15 protein-coding genes and 1 pseudogene are annotated in these 15,036 nt (G+C 62.1%); 10 read left to right on the top strand and 6 right to left on the bottom strand.

The genetic code is table 11. From position 1 onward, the window contains the following. Nucleotides 1-35: 35 nt before the first annotated feature. Nucleotides 36-461 carry an EAL domain-containing protein gene (locus tag ACHIRB_RS12430; RefSeq protein WP_395113404.1) on the top strand — a complete coding sequence of 142 codons (426 nt, stop codon included), beginning with the start codon at nt 36-38 and terminating at the stop codon, nt 459-461. A gap of 14 nt (nt 462-475) precedes the next feature. Here ACHIRB_RS12430 and ACHIRB_RS12435 read toward each other — a convergent pair whose 3' ends face one another. From ACHIRB_RS12435 to ACHIRB_RS12455, 5 genes and pseudogenes are all read right to left on the bottom strand, one after another. Then, on the bottom strand, nt 476-892 hold the full coding sequence (locus ACHIRB_RS12435) for a VOC family protein (protein WP_395113403.1): 417 nt from the start codon (nt 890-892) through the stop codon (nt 476-478). 91 nt (nt 893-983) lie between these two features. Beyond that, nucleotides 984-2,489 (bottom strand): annotated as a pseudogene (locus ACHIRB_RS12440) (flavin-containing monooxygenase). Continuing rightward, on the bottom strand, nt 2,486-3,406 hold the full coding sequence (locus ACHIRB_RS12445; RefSeq protein ID WP_395124025.1) for an alpha/beta fold hydrolase: 921 nt from the start codon (nt 3,404-3,406) through the stop codon (nt 2,486-2,488). Before ACHIRB_RS12445 ends, ACHIRB_RS12440 begins: the two are co-directional and overlap by 4 nt. After that, entirely contained in the window at nt 3,403-4,200 is a 798-nt protein-coding gene (locus tag ACHIRB_RS12450; RefSeq protein ID WP_395124026.1) for an SDR family NAD(P)-dependent oxidoreductase, read from the bottom strand. Before ACHIRB_RS12450 ends, ACHIRB_RS12445 begins: the two co-directional genes overlap by 4 nt. Then, complete coding sequence (locus ACHIRB_RS12455; protein WP_395124041.1) at nt 4,197-5,582, bottom strand: cytochrome P450; 1,386 nt, start codon at nt 5,580-5,582, stop codon at nt 4,197-4,199. Before ACHIRB_RS12455 ends, ACHIRB_RS12450 begins: the two co-directional genes overlap by 4 nt. 184 nt (nt 5,583-5,766) lie before the next feature. Between ACHIRB_RS12455 and ACHIRB_RS12460 the strand changes: the two genes are divergently transcribed. The 9 genes from ACHIRB_RS12460 (at nt 5,767) to ACHIRB_RS12500 (ending at nt 13,858) form a co-directional block, all read left to right on the top strand. Further along, nucleotides 5,767-6,402, top strand: coding sequence for a TetR/AcrR family transcriptional regulator (locus ACHIRB_RS12460; protein WP_395113399.1), 636 nt, complete (start codon nt 5,767-5,769; stop codon nt 6,400-6,402). Between the two features lie 125 nt (nt 6,403-6,527). Continuing rightward, the gene (locus ACHIRB_RS12465) at nt 6,528-7,712 is read left to right on the top strand and encodes an alkane 1-monooxygenase (RefSeq protein ID WP_395113398.1); all 1,185 of its coding nucleotides are present in this window, start codon (nt 6,528-6,530) and stop codon (nt 7,710-7,712) included. A gap of 19 nt (nt 7,713-7,731) precedes the next feature. Continuing rightward, nucleotides 7,732-9,231 carry a flavin-containing monooxygenase gene (locus tag ACHIRB_RS12470; protein WP_395124027.1) on the top strand — a complete coding sequence of 500 codons (1,500 nt, stop codon included), beginning with the start codon at nt 7,732-7,734 and terminating at the stop codon, nt 9,229-9,231. Nucleotides 9,232-9,325: 94 nt separating this feature from the next. Next, the gene (locus ACHIRB_RS12475; RefSeq protein ID WP_395124028.1) at nt 9,326-9,562 is read left to right on the top strand and encodes a DUF1059 domain-containing protein; all 237 of its coding nucleotides are present in this window, start codon (nt 9,326-9,328) and stop codon (nt 9,560-9,562) included. A gap of 31 nt (nt 9,563-9,593) precedes the next feature. After that, on the top strand, nt 9,594-10,469 hold the full coding sequence (locus ACHIRB_RS12480; protein ID WP_395124029.1) for an alpha/beta fold hydrolase: 876 nt from the start codon (nt 9,594-9,596) through the stop codon (nt 10,467-10,469). Between the two features lie 53 nt (nt 10,470-10,522). Then, entirely contained in the window at nt 10,523-11,242 is a 720-nt protein-coding gene (locus ACHIRB_RS12485) for an alpha/beta fold hydrolase (RefSeq protein ID WP_395113394.1), read from the top strand. Nucleotides 11,243-11,374: 132 nt separating this feature from the next. Further along, entirely contained in the window at nt 11,375-12,799 is a 1,425-nt protein-coding gene (rox, locus tag ACHIRB_RS12490) for a rifampin monooxygenase (protein ID WP_395124030.1), read from the top strand. A gap of 71 nt (nt 12,800-12,870) precedes the next feature. After that, on the top strand, nt 12,871-13,104 hold the full coding sequence (locus ACHIRB_RS12495) for a hypervirulence associated TUDOR domain-containing protein (protein ID WP_395127697.1): 234 nt from the start codon (nt 12,871-12,873) through the stop codon (nt 13,102-13,104). Next, complete coding sequence (locus ACHIRB_RS12500; RefSeq protein ID WP_395127698.1) at nt 13,025-13,858, top strand: NADP-dependent oxidoreductase; 834 nt, start codon at nt 13,025-13,027, stop codon at nt 13,856-13,858. The genes ACHIRB_RS12495 and ACHIRB_RS12500 overlap by 80 nt, the downstream gene beginning before the upstream one ends. A gap of 116 nt (nt 13,859-13,974) precedes the next feature. On the opposite strand, the gene ACHIRB_RS12505 is transcribed toward ACHIRB_RS12500, so the two are convergent. Continuing rightward, complete coding sequence (locus tag ACHIRB_RS12505; RefSeq protein WP_395127699.1) at nt 13,975-15,015, bottom strand: sugar ABC transporter substrate-binding protein; 1,041 nt, start codon at nt 15,013-15,015, stop codon at nt 13,975-13,977. Nucleotides 15,016-15,036 lie beyond the last annotated feature (21 nt).

Here is a 15,036-nt window from a genome sequence, read left to right on the forward strand (position 1 = left end):
CGTGAACGAGGTGCTGCAGAAAACCGGATGGCCGAGTGCACAATTGGTGCTGGGAGGTAACCGAGAGCGTCCTCGATCTCGATGCCAGAACTACCTACGCGAACTTGACGGAGCTACGCGCGCAGGGCGTCCGAATCGCAATAGACGATTTCGGCACAGGCTATTCGTCGCTGAGCAGACTCGCGTCGCTGCCGACCGACATACTCAAGTTGGATGCCTCGTTTGTCGCTGCAGTCCAAGCAGATTCGCCGCCGCCGCCGCTGCTGAGCGTGATCGCGAAGCTGAGCGAGAAGCTCGGCCTGCCGGTCATCATCGAAGGTGTCGAGAACGACGAGCAGGCAGCCGTCCTGGAGCCGCTGGGATTCACTCTGGCACAAGGCTTCTACTACGGACGTCCGCAGGAAATGGACATCCTCGTCGCGAGCGCGGATGCTGCTCGGCACGCGGACACTCGTCGGTGAATCAGCGCTCCGGCTTACGCTTTGGGGGAGAAGAGTTCGAGAGCGATGTTGTCCGGATCGCGGAACTCCAGAATGTATCCCGCACCGATATCCTTGACGCCGTCATGCTCGATTCCCTCGTCGTCGAGCAACTTCGCGGCATCGTCGAGTGCGGCCTTGTCCGCGACGGCGAAGCTGAGGTGGTCGAGCCCGGTACGGTCCTCGTCGAACCCGTCCTTGGACACCGGACGTAATCCGAGCAACGAATCACCCAGCTTGTAGATCACGCCGCCGAACAGGAAAGACAGCTGCTCGCGAGTGGCGTCGTCCGCATCGGCCGGTAGCTCGAACGCGACCGGCAGCGCGAAGATGTCGTCGTAGAACGCTCGGGACTTTTCGATATCCGTCACGGTCAGTCGGACGTGGGCAAATGCATTCGTTGCAATAGGCATATTTCCGACCGTACGCCTCGGGGCGCTCCGCCCCTCGTGAGCACTTTCGGAGGTCGGGCCCGCCGAAAGGACGCACGAGCGGCGCAGCCGCCTACCCGAAGCTGTAATCCGACATCTTGAATCGCCTACTACGAATTGCCGATTCGATGGTTGTAGTCGGGCGCAGGGGTACGTCGCCGTTCTTGTCGAAGTAGTAGCTGTTCGCGTTGGCGCAGCTGTCCTGCCAGAAGATTTGGTTGCCGCGCCGTCGGAGCATCTCTGCGAAGAAGCGATCGTTCGCGGCCTGAGTCACTTCGACATAGGCCGCGCGCTCCTTTCTGGCGTGCTCGAGAACCCGGATGATGTGTGCAGTCTGGGCCTCGATGAGCGCGAAGTAGGAGGAGCCGTTGTAGCCGTAGGGCCCGAAGATGGTGAAGTAGTTGGGAAATCCGGGTACGGAGATGCCTTCGTAGGCTTGGAGCCGATGCTCGTTCCATCAGTCGGTGAGGTCGAGTCCGTCGACGCCACGCAAGGTGTAGGTCGGCATGTTGTCCGGATCCATCACCTTGAAGCCTGTCGCAAGGATCAGGACATCGATTTCCCTTGCGCAGCCTTCGGCGCTATGGACCGCGTCGGCGCTGATGTGTGTGATCGGACTCGTTTCGAGTACTACATTGTCGCGGTTGAACGTGGACAGGTAGCTGTTGTGAAAGCTTGGCCGCTTGCAGCCGAGACCGTAACGAGGAGTGAGCTTTTCGCGGGTCTCCGGATCGGTGACCTGCGATCTGACGTAGGCACGTGCGGCCTTCTCGGCGGCGGGACGAAAATGCAGGATCCCTTCGTAGTGTGCGGCGACGGGGAACGTGATTTCGACGAATGCCTGACTCGCGAGTCGGGCAACGGTCTGGCTGCCAGGAATGCGGCCAAGTGCCCACTGCATCGGCCGCGACAGTGCGATGTCCGGTTTGGGCATGCACCAGATCGGCGTCCGCTGATACACGGTCAGCTGATCGACCTCGGGCGCGATCGCGGGAATGATCTGGACTGCGGACGCGCCGGTGCCGATAACGGCGACCCGCTTGCCGCGAAGATCCAGGGAGTGGTCCCAGCGCGCCGTATGCATCGTGTGGCCGGCGAAATCGTCGACGCCTCGGATGTCCGGTGTGTTGGGACGCGTCAGCACGCCGGAGGCGTTGACGAGGTGGCGTGCAGTCAGTTCGTCGCCGGTCGAGGTGACCAACGGCCAGAGACCGCCGTGGCCGTCCCAGTCGGCGGTCACAACGGTCGTCTCGAATCTGAAGAACTGTGCCAAACCGTACTTGGCGACGCACTGCTCCGCGTACTGCTTGAGTTCTCTACCCGGTGCGTACGAGCGTGACCAGTCCTTGCGCTTCTCGAACGAGAACTGGTAGCTGAAGGACGGGATATCAACCGCCACACCGGGGTAGGTGTTCCAATGCCACGTACCGCCGGGCGCGTCCGCGTCGTCGATGATCAGGAAGTCCTCGAAACCGGCTTGGCGTAGCTTGATTGCGAAGCCGATACCGGAGAAGCCTCCGCCGATGATCACGACCTCGTGATGGGCAGACCTGTCTGTGTTCGGCGAAGCGGCCGTCATGGCGTTGTCCCCTTGTTGTCGGTTGCTTGGGTCGAGTCGGTGGTAGGACCCGTGCACTTCCTGATCAGATCGGCGACGACGTTCGGGTTGTCGTACTGAGGGCAGTGACCCGAGCCGGCGATCGATCGGAGGCGGACGTCGGGATGTAGTTGTTGCAGCCGTGCCCCAGCCCGGGGGGAGCAAATCCAATCCTTGTCACCCCAGGCCAGCGTCACCGGCATCTGGAACTCGGCGTTGTCGAGAGCATGTGGATCGGCGAGTTCTGCAAGCGTCTGACCACCGAGTACCAGTTGTCTTCGCAGATCTCCCGGTCCCCAATGCGAGGCGTACCGAGACTTTGCTCTGGCGGACAAGTGACCTGACGCGACAGCGCGAGCGAAGAGGTTGCCCATGATGGCAGGACCGGCGACCGTACCGTGCACCAGCGCCGGCGACGGTAGCGTAAGAACACGATCCAAGAGGGGACGCGTTCGAGTCAACGCCGTCATCCACCACGGGACGATGAGTCCCGCGGGACCGATGGCGAGCACCGACACGATCGGTAGATCGGTTCTTCGAGCCGCACGCAGCGCCGCCAAGCCCCCGATCGAGTTGCCGACGAGGACTACTCCCTGCCCTGTGTCGTATTCGCGGGCAGCAGCCTCGACGAATTCGTCCAAGGCCGCGAGGACCGAACTCGACCTCGGGCGACCGGCACGGCCGAAGTGCGGCAGGTCGACTGCAACCCCATGGTGGCCTGACTTCGCCAACTCACCCAGCACGTCTCGCCAACCGTCGGCGGAATCGGAAAAACCATGCAGGAGCAGCACAGTCGGACCCGATCCCGGACCTTCCAGGACGCGGGTCTGCACACCGCCAACCGAAGCTACTTTTGCTGTGAGGGTGTCTTTCCTCTTGTGCGGGCTGGTAATGGTCATGCCCGAGCCACCAACGAGTTGAGCTGGGGGAGCAATCGCATGGCGTGGTATCCGAGCTGTGTTTCGATTCCCACCGACACCAGCTCACGGTTGTACCGAACGGCCTGGGTGACTGCTTTCGCGACCGACTCGGGCCGGTGGCTGACGCGAAATGCTTTGGCCAGTAGCTCTTTTTCCTGCACCGCGCTCCCACGCAGTCGGGTGTTCTGCAGTATCGGTGTGTTGATCACGCCCGGACAGACTACGGATACCCCGACGTCGAGGTTGGCCCAGTCGGCTCGAAGACAGCGCGACAACATGACCACCGCCGCCTTGGACGCGCAGTACCCGGCGAGGCGGCGGTTGGGCAGGTAGGCGGCGCCGGACGCGATATTCACGATGTGCCCGCGGCGACTGTCCGTCATGTCGCGTCCGAATGTCCGGCACCCGTGGACGACGCCGTCGATGTTGATCGACCTCAGCCACACCCAGTCGTCGACCGTGGTGTCGAGGAAGGGGCCACCAACCCCGACGCCCGCATTGTTGACAAGGATGTCCACTTTGCCGACGTCGACCGAAATTTGTTGAGACAGTTCGGTTACTGCATCGGAATTGGCAACATCACACTGGTAGGAGGTCGCTTCCGCGCCACGTTGTCTGCAGGCCTCCGCGGTGGCTTTCGCCGTCGACTCGTCGATATCGGTCGCAACGACGACCGCACCGAGTCCGGCGTATCGATCGGCGATGGCAGCACCTATTCCACTGCCTGCGCCGGTGACGACGACCACCGCGCCCCGCGGGTCGATCCGGTTCATGATGTGATCCCGCGTCGACGCACGATCATCTTCAACCCGTGCCGCGGTCGGAGCGTCAGCGTCGCCTCCGGGTCGACCGGATGGCCTGGCACAAGGTCGAAAACATAACGCTGGCTGAGTATTGCGATGATCAGTACCGATTCCATCGTCGCAAAGCTTTGGCCGATGCAGACCCGCCTGCCGCCACCGAAAGGTAGGTAGGCCGAGCGTGGACGGTCCTTACCCGCGCCCGGCAGGAACCGTGACGGATCGAACTCCTCGGGGTTCGGCCACCAGCGCGCGTCGTGGTGCACGAGGTGCGCGGGAATGATGACGGTGGTGCCCTTCTTGATGTGATGGGTGCCGATGACGTCGTCGCGAACGGCAACGCGGGGAATGACCCAAGCAGGGGAGAAGTACCGCATCGCCTCCAGAAAAACTGCGGTTGTCCAGGGCAGTCGCGGTAGGTCGTCGGCAGTGGGTGCGCGGCCCTGAAGAACCGAGTCGACTTCGTCGAGCATCGTGTTTCGTGCGTCGGGATGCAGGGCGAGGAGATACCACATCCATGACAGGGCGTTCGCCGTCGTCTCGTGGCCGGCCAGCATCAGTGTGATCGCTTCGTCCCTAACCCTTTTCATCGGCAGCCCGCCTTGATCGTCGGCGGCGCCGAGGAGATGGTTGAGCAGGTCCGGCGTATCGATCGGGTGTGCTCGCCGTTCGTTGATGATCGTCCATACCGAACCGTCGATGAGCTTGACGATCTTCTGGATGTCGCGAAAGGGTGGTGGGAGCGGCAGTGGAGTGTAGGCAAGGCGGGATGTCGCGCGCCACACCACTTTCGGTGGCGCAGAGATCATAAATACGCGCAGGAGTTTCTCCCCGAAGCGGAGTCCTCCCGTGACCATCGGACCCATTCCCTTTGCGATCGGGCCGAATTGCTGACTGAACAAGGCATTTCCGACGACGTTGAGAGTGAGTTCGACCATCTCGCGCACCATGTCGATTTCGACGCGACCGGACTTCTCGCCGAGTTCGTCCGACAGCGCGTCGATCGGCTCGATCATCAGATCGACGAGTCCGTTGAGATGACGCTTCGAGAACATCGGCGACAGCATCGTTCGGTAGCGCTGCCACGACTCTTCCTCGTCGGTGAACAGGCTCACCCCGAGCAGCGCGCGCAGTAGCTCGTACTCGTAGGACTTGTGATAGTTCAGGCGACCCGCGTGCAGGACGTGGTCGACGTACTCGGGGTGGGTGAGGGTCACGTAACTCCGTGTTCCGGTCCGGAAGCGGGAGATGTCGTGGTCTTTGATCTTGTCCAGCCAACCGCGTCGATAGCTCAGCCCGACCACTGCAGAGTCTTTCGTCATGCCTAGTCGGGCAAGGCGGTGTGCGGGCCGCATGGAGGGTCGGGTTGTCGTGGTTGTCGTCTGTGCGTCAGACCCGCGACGACTTCGCGGTGAATCCTGATCGACCTTCGAGGTGATGGTCATGTGATGCATCCTCTACTGAGTGATGGCAGCCGCCGTAACTGTAGGCGTATGCCGTCAGTTTGTGTCCAGCCAGGGATATTGTCAAGATGTAGGAATGCAACGCAACGGCGTGTGGGGAGGTCGCACCACCGAAGAACGCCGCGCCGACAGGCTTGACCGAATGCTCTCCGTCGCCATCGAGATCTGGAGTCAGCATGGTTGGGCGGCGGTAACCATGCGCCGCGTCTGCGCCGAAGCAGCGCTGAGCGATCGGTACTTCTACAAGGAGTTCGGGGATCGGGACGGCTTGCTCACCGCGGTATGGCAGCACATCGAAGGCGAGGTACTCGCAACAGTCGCTGTCGCCTACGCCGAAAAGAGCGGTCCCGGCACTTCGTGGGAAGACCTGACTCGCACCGCGACCAGGGTCCTCGTCGACCACATCGTTTCCCATCCCGCACAAGCGAAGATCTTGTTGAGCCGTAACGAGGGCAGCCCGATCCTGGAGAGCGAACGCCAACGCTCGTTTCACCGAGCAATCGACCTCGTCACCTCCGCTGCGAGGCCGCGGCTACGGCAGGGTGTCGATGAACTGGCGTTGCGGATGGACGCGATCGTCGGCGTCGGCGGGTTCGTCGAACTGCTCAGGGAATGGCAATCGGACGCGATTGCCGTCGATTGCGATCGCATAGTCGACTACGTCGCTGAGATGGCGACCCGATTCGGTGGGCACTATCGCCTACAGCACTGAGGGCGTGTGAACCCGAACCTATCGGATTGGTCACGAAACGCTGTCATGGCTAACGGGTATTGCGGGGATGCGATTAGCAGGTATCGAAGTTCGGGTCGGGACCGGATCAGTTTGGGGTCGGAGCCATGTCTCCCATCATGCGTGCCATCATCGAAAAAGATTGCGCTGCAAAGGTTCACTGGCGTGATCGAAAACGCTACCTGTGGACGCTCGGTCTGATCGCGCCGGCCTGCAGTCTGTTGCCATCACAACTTGTGCTGTGGACCGGCCTCGAAGTTCTGTGGTGGATCGGCCCGATCATCGTGTTCGTCGCAATACCGCTGGTCGACGCCCTCGTCGGTGAGGACGGTGTCAACCCGCCGGACGAGGCCTACAAGCAACTCTCCAACGATCGTTACTACCGCTGGTGTACCTACGCGTTCCTGCCGGTTCAGGTTGTCGCGTTGGTCGTCGCCTGCTACCTGTGGTCGTCCGATGCATTGGCCCTGGTCGACAAGATCGGACTTGCGGTCACCGTCGGAGTCGGCTGTGGCATCGGGATCAACGCCGCACACGAACTCGGCCACCGCAGCGATCGGTTGGAGCGCTGGTTGTCGAAAATCGCACTCGCGCAGTCCTGTTACGGCCACTTCTACGTCGAACACAACAAAGGCCACCATGCGCGGGTAGCCACGCCCGAGGACCCAGCGAGCGCCCGCTTCGGGGAAAGTCTGTGGCGATTCCTTCCGCGCAGCGTTATCGGTGGTTTGCGGTCGGCGCTCAGGCTGGAACGGGATCGATTGCGTCGCAGGGGTTTACGATGGTGGTCTCTGGACAACAACCTGCTGCAGGCGTGGGCGATGAGTATCGTGCTGTTCGGCGTCGTACTCGGTGTTTTCGGCTGGCGGATCGCGCCGTACCTCGTCGTGCAAGCTGTCGTCGGCTTCTGCCTACTCGAAACCGTGAACTACGTCGAACATTATGGACTACTTCGGCAACGGTTGCCTCGTGGTGGTTACGAGCCATGTTCACCGCGACACAGTTGGAACAGCGATCGGTTGGCGACCAACGTGTTCCTTTTCCATCTGCAACGCCACAGCGATCATCACGCCAACCCCGGACGTCGCTACCAGACGTTGCGGAGTAGCGAGGAAGCGCCGCAGTTGCCGGCCGGTTACGCAACCATGATCGTGCTCGCGGCGGTTCCGCCGCTGTGGCGGCGTGTCATGGATCGGCGCGTGCTTGCTCACTACGACCAGGATGTTCGGCGCGCCAACATAGCGCCCGGCGGACGAGCCAAGTTGGCTACTTCGCGTCTACCGTCGAATTAGTGTGACTATTCTTCACACTATGACGAATGGCTCTGCTGCCCAGACACCGGCCCTCGAGCGCCACCATGTGATTATCGTCGGCGCAGGTTTCGGGGGTCTTGGTGCTGGAATCAAGCTGTCAGCCAAAGGAATCGACGATTTCGTCATCCTCGACCGCGGCGACGAGGTCGGCGGAACATCGCGCGAAAACACCTATCCTGGCGTCGAAGCCGATATCCCGGCGGTGCACTACTCCTACGGTCACCAGCCGAATGCCCGCTGGTCCTCGGCATTCGCGCCGGGTGGCGAACTTTTCGCCTACGCCCGCGAGGTCGCAGACCGTTTAGAGTTGCGGCAGAAGATCAGGTTCGGGACGGAGGTGGTCTCTGCCGCCTATGACGAGGACGCTCGTGAATGGACAGTCGAGGCAGCGGACGGGTCGCGGTTCGTCGCGCGGTTCGTCATCTCCTGCCACGGTGCGCTGAGCATTCCATCGCGTCCGGAGATCCCTGGGATCGACGACTTCGAAGGCAAGATGATGGCGACCCAACGCTGGGACCATTCGTATTCGGTCGCGGGTAAGCGCGTTGCCGTCATCGGTACCGGAGCCTCTGCGCTGCAGGTCATTCCGACGATCGCACCGGAGACCGCACACCTGACCGTGTACCAGCGCACGCCGATCTGGGTGATGCCCAAGGTCAACTTCGCGATTCCCGGCGCCTTGCAGAAGGTCTTCGAGACGGTTCCCCTGTCGCAGCGGATCGTGCGGTCCATCGTGTCCTCTACGACCGCGGTCGCCGAAACCGTTGCGGTAACTCACAACAAGCGCTTGCCGTACGTCACCAAAGCCGTCGCCGAACTGGCCAAGGCGTATCTGAGGTCGCAGGTCAAGGATCCGGAACTGCGCGAGAAGCTCACGCCCACATATGGTTTCGGCTGCAAGCGGCCGTCGATGTCGAATACCTACTTCTCGGCGTTCGAACGTGACGACGTCACTCTCGAGACGGCCGGGATCGAGCGCATCACTCCGACAGGTATCAGAACGGTCGACGGCAACGAAGTGGAACTCGACACGATCGTCCTTGCCACCGGCTTCAAGATCTTCGGCTTGAGCTACCGGATCGCCGGCGTTGGCGGTACCGACCTCGAAACGCAATGGGACGCAGAGCGAATGGCGTCCTACGAAGGTGTCGCGGTCCCTGGTTTCCCGAACTTCTTTCTAGCCCCCGGCCCGTACGGGGTCATCGGCTTCTCGTGGTTCGACACCATCGAGATCTGCGTCAGCCACGCCGTCGACATGATCGCGAAGGCGGACGCGGATGGCGTCACGCGTATCGAGGCGGACGCCGATGCCACCGCCAAATTCGTCAAAAAGATGCGCAAGCGGGTCGAGCACACCGTGTTCATGAGCCCGTCTTGCAACAACTCGAACACCTACTACCTCAACAAGCACGGCGATGCGCCCTACCTGCGGCCCGAGACCATCGTCGAGACGCAGTTCGCGATGCGGTCGGCATCGAAGGGGTATGTGCTGTCATAGCGGCCGAAATCGATCAGGAATCGAGAAGCGCGCGCCTGACCACCGAACCTACGGTTGTTTCAGAACGACACACCAACCAGGAAGAGGTAGGACGATGAAGACGATGACCTGCAAGCAGCTAGGCGGACCGTGCGATACGGCGTTCAGTGCAGAGAAGGCCGACGACGTCATTCACCAGCAGGACCAGCACCTCAAAGACATGGTCGCGGGTGGCGACGAGTCCCACCGCGAGGCGTTGAAGGAAATGCAAGGCAGGTGGAAGCGGCCGGTGTCGGGGTTGGGTTGGTACCGCAAGACCAAGAAGGAATTTGCTGCTGCACCTGAAGACTGAGATCACGCTTTCCGAACAGCAGGGGGTGGGTATGAGCAATCGTCTGACGTCGTTCACCAACGACGGCTTCACATTCGACGTGATCGACGAAGGTCCGCTCGACGGAACGCCGGTCGTGCTGTTGCACGGGTTTCCTCAGACCGCTGCAGAGTGGTCACGAGTCGCTCCGCATCTGCACGAACGTGGTTACCGCACAATCGCTCCCACCCAGCGTGGGTACTCGCCCGGGGCGCGCCCGAGCGGACGAGTTGCGTATCGGATGAGTGCATTGGTTGGCGATGCTGCGAAGCTCATTGCCGAACTCGGTGCAGGACCCGTGCATCTGGTCGGCCACGACTGGGGGTCTGCTGTCGCGTGGTCGACGGCTGCCGCCCATCCGGAGTTGGTCCGCACGCTGACCTCGGTTTCGGCGCCGCACCCGATGGCGTTCATACGATCGATGGTGACCAGCAGTCAGGCTTTGCGATCGTTCTACATAGCGCTGTTCCAGATTCCGTGGCTGCCCGAGTTTGCGATCTCCCGAGCCTTTCGCGCCGTCGAATCGTCGAATCGACCTGCTGTGCGGCGGCGTGCGTTGGAGTTTTCGCAGATGGACAGCGACCAGTTCGATCGGATCAAGCGCGATGTCGTCGACACCGGAGCGCTGCCCTTCGCACTCAACTGGTACCGGGCGATGTTGATCGCAGGCCCCGGTGGCGCGGCGCAGAAGGTAAGCACTCCGACGACACATGTGTGGAGTACCCGAGACAGTGCACTGGTGCGCAAAGGTGCGGACCTGACAGCCGAATACGTAACGGGGCCTTATCGATTGGAAGTTCTCGACGCGACGCACTGGATACCGGAGGAACGGCCGGTCGAGCTCGCCGGAATCATCGCGGCACGGGCGAATGGTTCGGATGGTGGGTGATTGCTCTCGGATTCCGGGAGCAATCACCCACAATTCCGGCAAGAGAGGGCGGGATGCGATCGCTGAGGCTGCCAGCCGATGACGGGACCTTGCTGCACGTCGGTGTCACCGGCAAAGGTCCAGATGTCGTGGTCCTGCCCGGCGGACCGGGCTGTGTTCACTACCTCGAGGATGACGACCTCGCGCCTCGCGGGCTGCGGGCGTGGTATCCGGAGCCCAGAGGTGTCGGACGCTCCCAAGGTGGGGCACACGACCTGGATCAGGCAGTCTCAGACATCGAAGCAGTGCGTCGCGCTGCTGGCCTCGACAGTTGGATGGTGCTCGGGCATTCCTGGGGCTCGGATCTGGCAGTGCGTTATGCGCTGGATCATCCCGGCCGAGTGCGATCCGTCGTCGGGATCGCCGGCCACGGATTGCACAAGGACCGCACCTGGTCTCAGATCTACGAGTCCTCGCAGCACCTCGAGTCCGACATCGAGATTGTTTGGGAGCCAACCGTTCACGCTGCGCTGAGCGCCTCGTTCGTCGAGTGGATTCACGAACCTGAATTGTTTCGGCGACTTGCAGACTCGCCTGTCCCGATGACGTTCATCGCCGCGGAGACCGACATCCGACCGTCCTGGCCGTTGCGGCAGCTTGCGGCGCTGGTCCCGCATGGCACATTCGAGGAAGTATCCGGAGTCGGACACAATCTGTGGGCCACTGATCCCAGCGTCTGGGTCGACGTCATTACAAGGGCGTTTCGCGCGCAGATCGACAACGTCGACTGCTGATATTTGCTTCCCCTTTCAACGTATATCGCACTGGGGGGCTTGCCACAAGACCCGGGTCTTGCTGCAGACTCTGCTGCCGTAGCCAGAATGCACAGAGCTGGCCGAGGCACGTACTAGTCAAGTGGGGGCTTTGTGATCGATGTAATTGTTGCCGGCTGTGGACCGACCGGCTTGATGCTTGCCTGCGAACTGCGGTTGCAGGGCGTGCAGGTACTCGTAGTGGACAAGGAAGCCGAGCCGACGAAAGTTGTTCGTTCCCTCGGTATCCACGCGCGAACGATCGAAATAATGGATCAGCGAGGTTTGCTGGAGCGGTTTCTCGCGCTCGGAAAGAAGTACCCGCTCGGCGGCTTCTTCGCAGGCATCCGGAAGCCGGCACCCGAGCGCCTGGATACGTCGTATCCCTATGTACTCAGCATTCCGCAGCCGATCACCGATCGTCTTCTGGCAGAGCATGCCATCGAAGTTGGCGTCGACATTCGTCGCAATCACGAATTGGTCGGGATCGGTCAGGACGACGAGGGCGTCGTTGTCGAACTTGGCGACGGCACGCAATTGCGGTCGCGCTTTCTCGTCGGCGCCGACGGCGGCCGCAGCGCCGTGCGCAAATTGCTCGGAGTCGACTTTCCGGGCGAGCCGACCAGAGTCGACACACTGCTCGGCGAAATGGAACTGACAGCATCACTGGAAACGGTAATTGCTGTGAACGAGGAGGTTCGCAAGACCCAAGTTCGTTGCGGTGCAATGCCACTCGGCGACGGACTCTACCGCGTCGTTGTACCTGCCGCGGGCGTCGCCGATGACCGCTCGGTCCCACCGACGTTGGACGAGGTCAAAGAGCAGTTGCGCGCGACCGCCGGGACCGATTTCGGCGCGCACTCGCCACGCTGGTTGTCACGCTTCGGCGACGCAACTCGACTTGCAGAGCACTATCGGGTCGGCCGCGTCTTCCTCGCAGGCGACGCGGCACACATCCATCCGCCGATCGGTGGGCAGGGCCTCAATCTTGGTATTCAGGACGCATTCAACCTCGGCTGGAAACTCGCCGCCGAGGTGAACGGGTGGGCACCGGCGGGGCTGCTGGACAGCTACGAGGCGGAACGGCATCCCGTCGCTGAATCGGTCCTGGACAACACCCGGGCGCAGATGTTGTTGACGTCCCTCGATCCCGGGGCCCAGGCCGTGCGTCGGTTGATTGCCGAGTTGATGGACTTCGACGACGTGAATCAGTACCTGACCGAGAAGATCATTGCGGTCGGCGTCCGCTACGACTTCGGGGAGGGTCACGAACTGCTCGGTCGTCGGCTGCGGGATGTGCAGCTCGATGGCCGTCGCCTCTACGAGCTGATGCGCGCCGGTCGGGGGCTCCTGCTCGACCGGGATGGCCTGCTTTCGGTGGACGGCTATACGGATCGGGTCGATCACGTCGTCGATGGCAGCGTCGAACTCGATGTTCCTGCGGTACTGCTCCGTCCTGACGGCCACGTCGCGTGGGTCGGTGACGATCAGGAAGGTTTGCGCAGTCAGCTGAGCAGGTGGTTCGGCGTAGCTTCGTGAGGTTGCATTCTTCGCTGACGGGTGCACCTCGTTACGCAACGTTTTCCAGTCAACCCGGTAAGGAATCACGCGTGAGCAAGGACGAATTCAAAAAGGGAGACAAGGTCGAATGGAAGACGCACGGCACCACCACGCAGGGTGAGGTGGAGAAGAAGATAACCTCCGAAACCGAGGCAGCCGGTCGAACGGTCAAGGCATCCAAGGACGCTCAGCAGCAAGAGTTGGGTGATCGTTGCGTCCGCGGTCAATCCGATCGACGCTTTCGTGCGCAGCGGCGGGGGCGCACAACTCACGGCGAATCGTGAGCAGTGGGGTCTCGGCTGGGACGTCGCGGGCACCGTCGATGCAATCGGTCCTGGTGTCGAGGGGTTTTCGGTCGGCGACCGAGTAATCGGAATCAACGATCTGCTCGACGTATCACTTGGAACTCAGGCTGAGTATGTTGTGCTCGACGTCGGAAACGTTGCGTCGGCGCCGAAGTCCGTGGATTCCATTGCCGCAGCGACTATTCCGCTGAACGGTTTGACCGCTCTGCAGGCGCTGGGCCCGCTCGCGCTGGAGGCAGGCGACACGTTGCTGGTGACCGGCGCCGCCGGCGGGTTGGGTGGGTACATCGTGCAGTTGGCGGCGCATCGCGGGATCAAGGTGATCGCGGTGGCCGGCTCCGCCGACGAGCAGACCGTGCGCGAATTGGGGGCCGCCGAGTTCGTGGCGCGTGGGTCCGACGTATCGGCGTCGGTGCGCGCGCTGATCCCGGGTGGTGTCGATGCTGCCGTCGACCCTGCTCTGCTGGGTCCCGCAGCACTGGCCGCAGTGCGCGGTGGCTGTCGGTTCGCCGCGGTGATCGGAGGCTTCGAACCTGCCCCGCTACGCGGTACGACAGTGCATCTGGTCCAGATTCGAGCTGACCAGGAGCAACTGACCGAGCTGTCGGGGCTTGTCGACGATGGCGTTCTGACACTGCGCGTTGCGGAGACGTACCCGCTCGAACAGCTCGGAAATGCACACAAACGACTGGCTGGCGGCGGCATCCGCGGGCGCCTCGTCGTCACCGTGTAGGCGCTGCTCGGTCACCCGCGCGAACAGGCTGTTGCGGAGACATCCACTCGCACGATGCTCACGCAACAGCCTGCTCGCGGTGTCGCGTTGGCGCGGCACCCGCACCCTGCCTGTGGCTAGAAGATGCTGTCCGGGTCGTAGTACTCGTCCACGTTGTTGCAGCCGATCTCAACGGCGAGTGTGAACGACTGCGGTGGGTAGTCGGAGGGTTTCTTTGCGCCGGTTGCGATGTCGACCGCGATCGCCAGCGCTTCCTCAGCAGCCAGCGTCGGTGAGTTGAGCCCGGTGGAGATGTACTTGCCCGTGCATCCGCCCTCCTTGATCAACGCCTCACCCTCCTTCTGCCCGTCGGCCGATGCTGCGATGTAGACGTTCTTGTACTGCGCCTTGTCCTTCACCACGTTGTAGGCGCCGAGCGCCATCGAATCGTTCAGTCCGAGAACGAGATCGACGTCCGGGTTCGCGGCAAGCATGTTCTCGGCCGCGACCTGACCCTTGTCCTGGGCATAGTCGCCGCTTTGCTCTGCCTTGATCTCGTACTTCACACCACCTTCGGTGAGGCCGTCGAGAAAGCCCTGTCGGCGATTCGGTCCGACGTTCTCATCGGTTGCAGGACCCGTCATGATGACCATCTTGATGTTCGGCTTACCCATGCCGAGGAACCGTTCCGCGGTGATCTTGCCCGACTCACGACCGATGGTGAGGTTGTCGGACTGAACGCTTGTGGTCCCGGTGCCGGGCACGCTCGTGTCGATGTAGACGACGGGGATCTTGGATGCGATCTGCGTCATCATCTCCTTCTGCCCTTTGACGCTCGTGGCGTTGACCACCAGGACGTTGGCCCCCTGCGCGATCATGGCCTGCATCTGGTTCATCTGCACGACCGGATCCTTGTTGGCTGCCTGGAACAGGAGCTTGAACCCTTTGTCCTCGGCAATCTCTTCGGACTTCACCTGCATGGCTGCGAAGTACGGGGCCTGCAGTTGCTGCTGCGCGAACCCGATCACTACGTCGTCGACGTCGGACTGCACGCCGCCGGCCGGGGTCTGGGCCGGTTCCTTGGACGGATAGATGTTTCCGCACGCAGTCGTGGTCAGCACTATGGCCACGCCCACCGCCCAACCCGCAAGTGCCCTGTGCCTGATGCTCTTCTTCATGGTCTTCTCCTCCGCCCGGAC

Origin of the sequence: Antrihabitans spumae (assembly GCF_043944905.1) — a bacterium.
In the GTDB taxonomy this organism is placed as follows: domain Bacteria; phylum Actinomycetota; class Actinomycetes; order Mycobacteriales; family Mycobacteriaceae; genus Antrihabitans; species Antrihabitans spumae.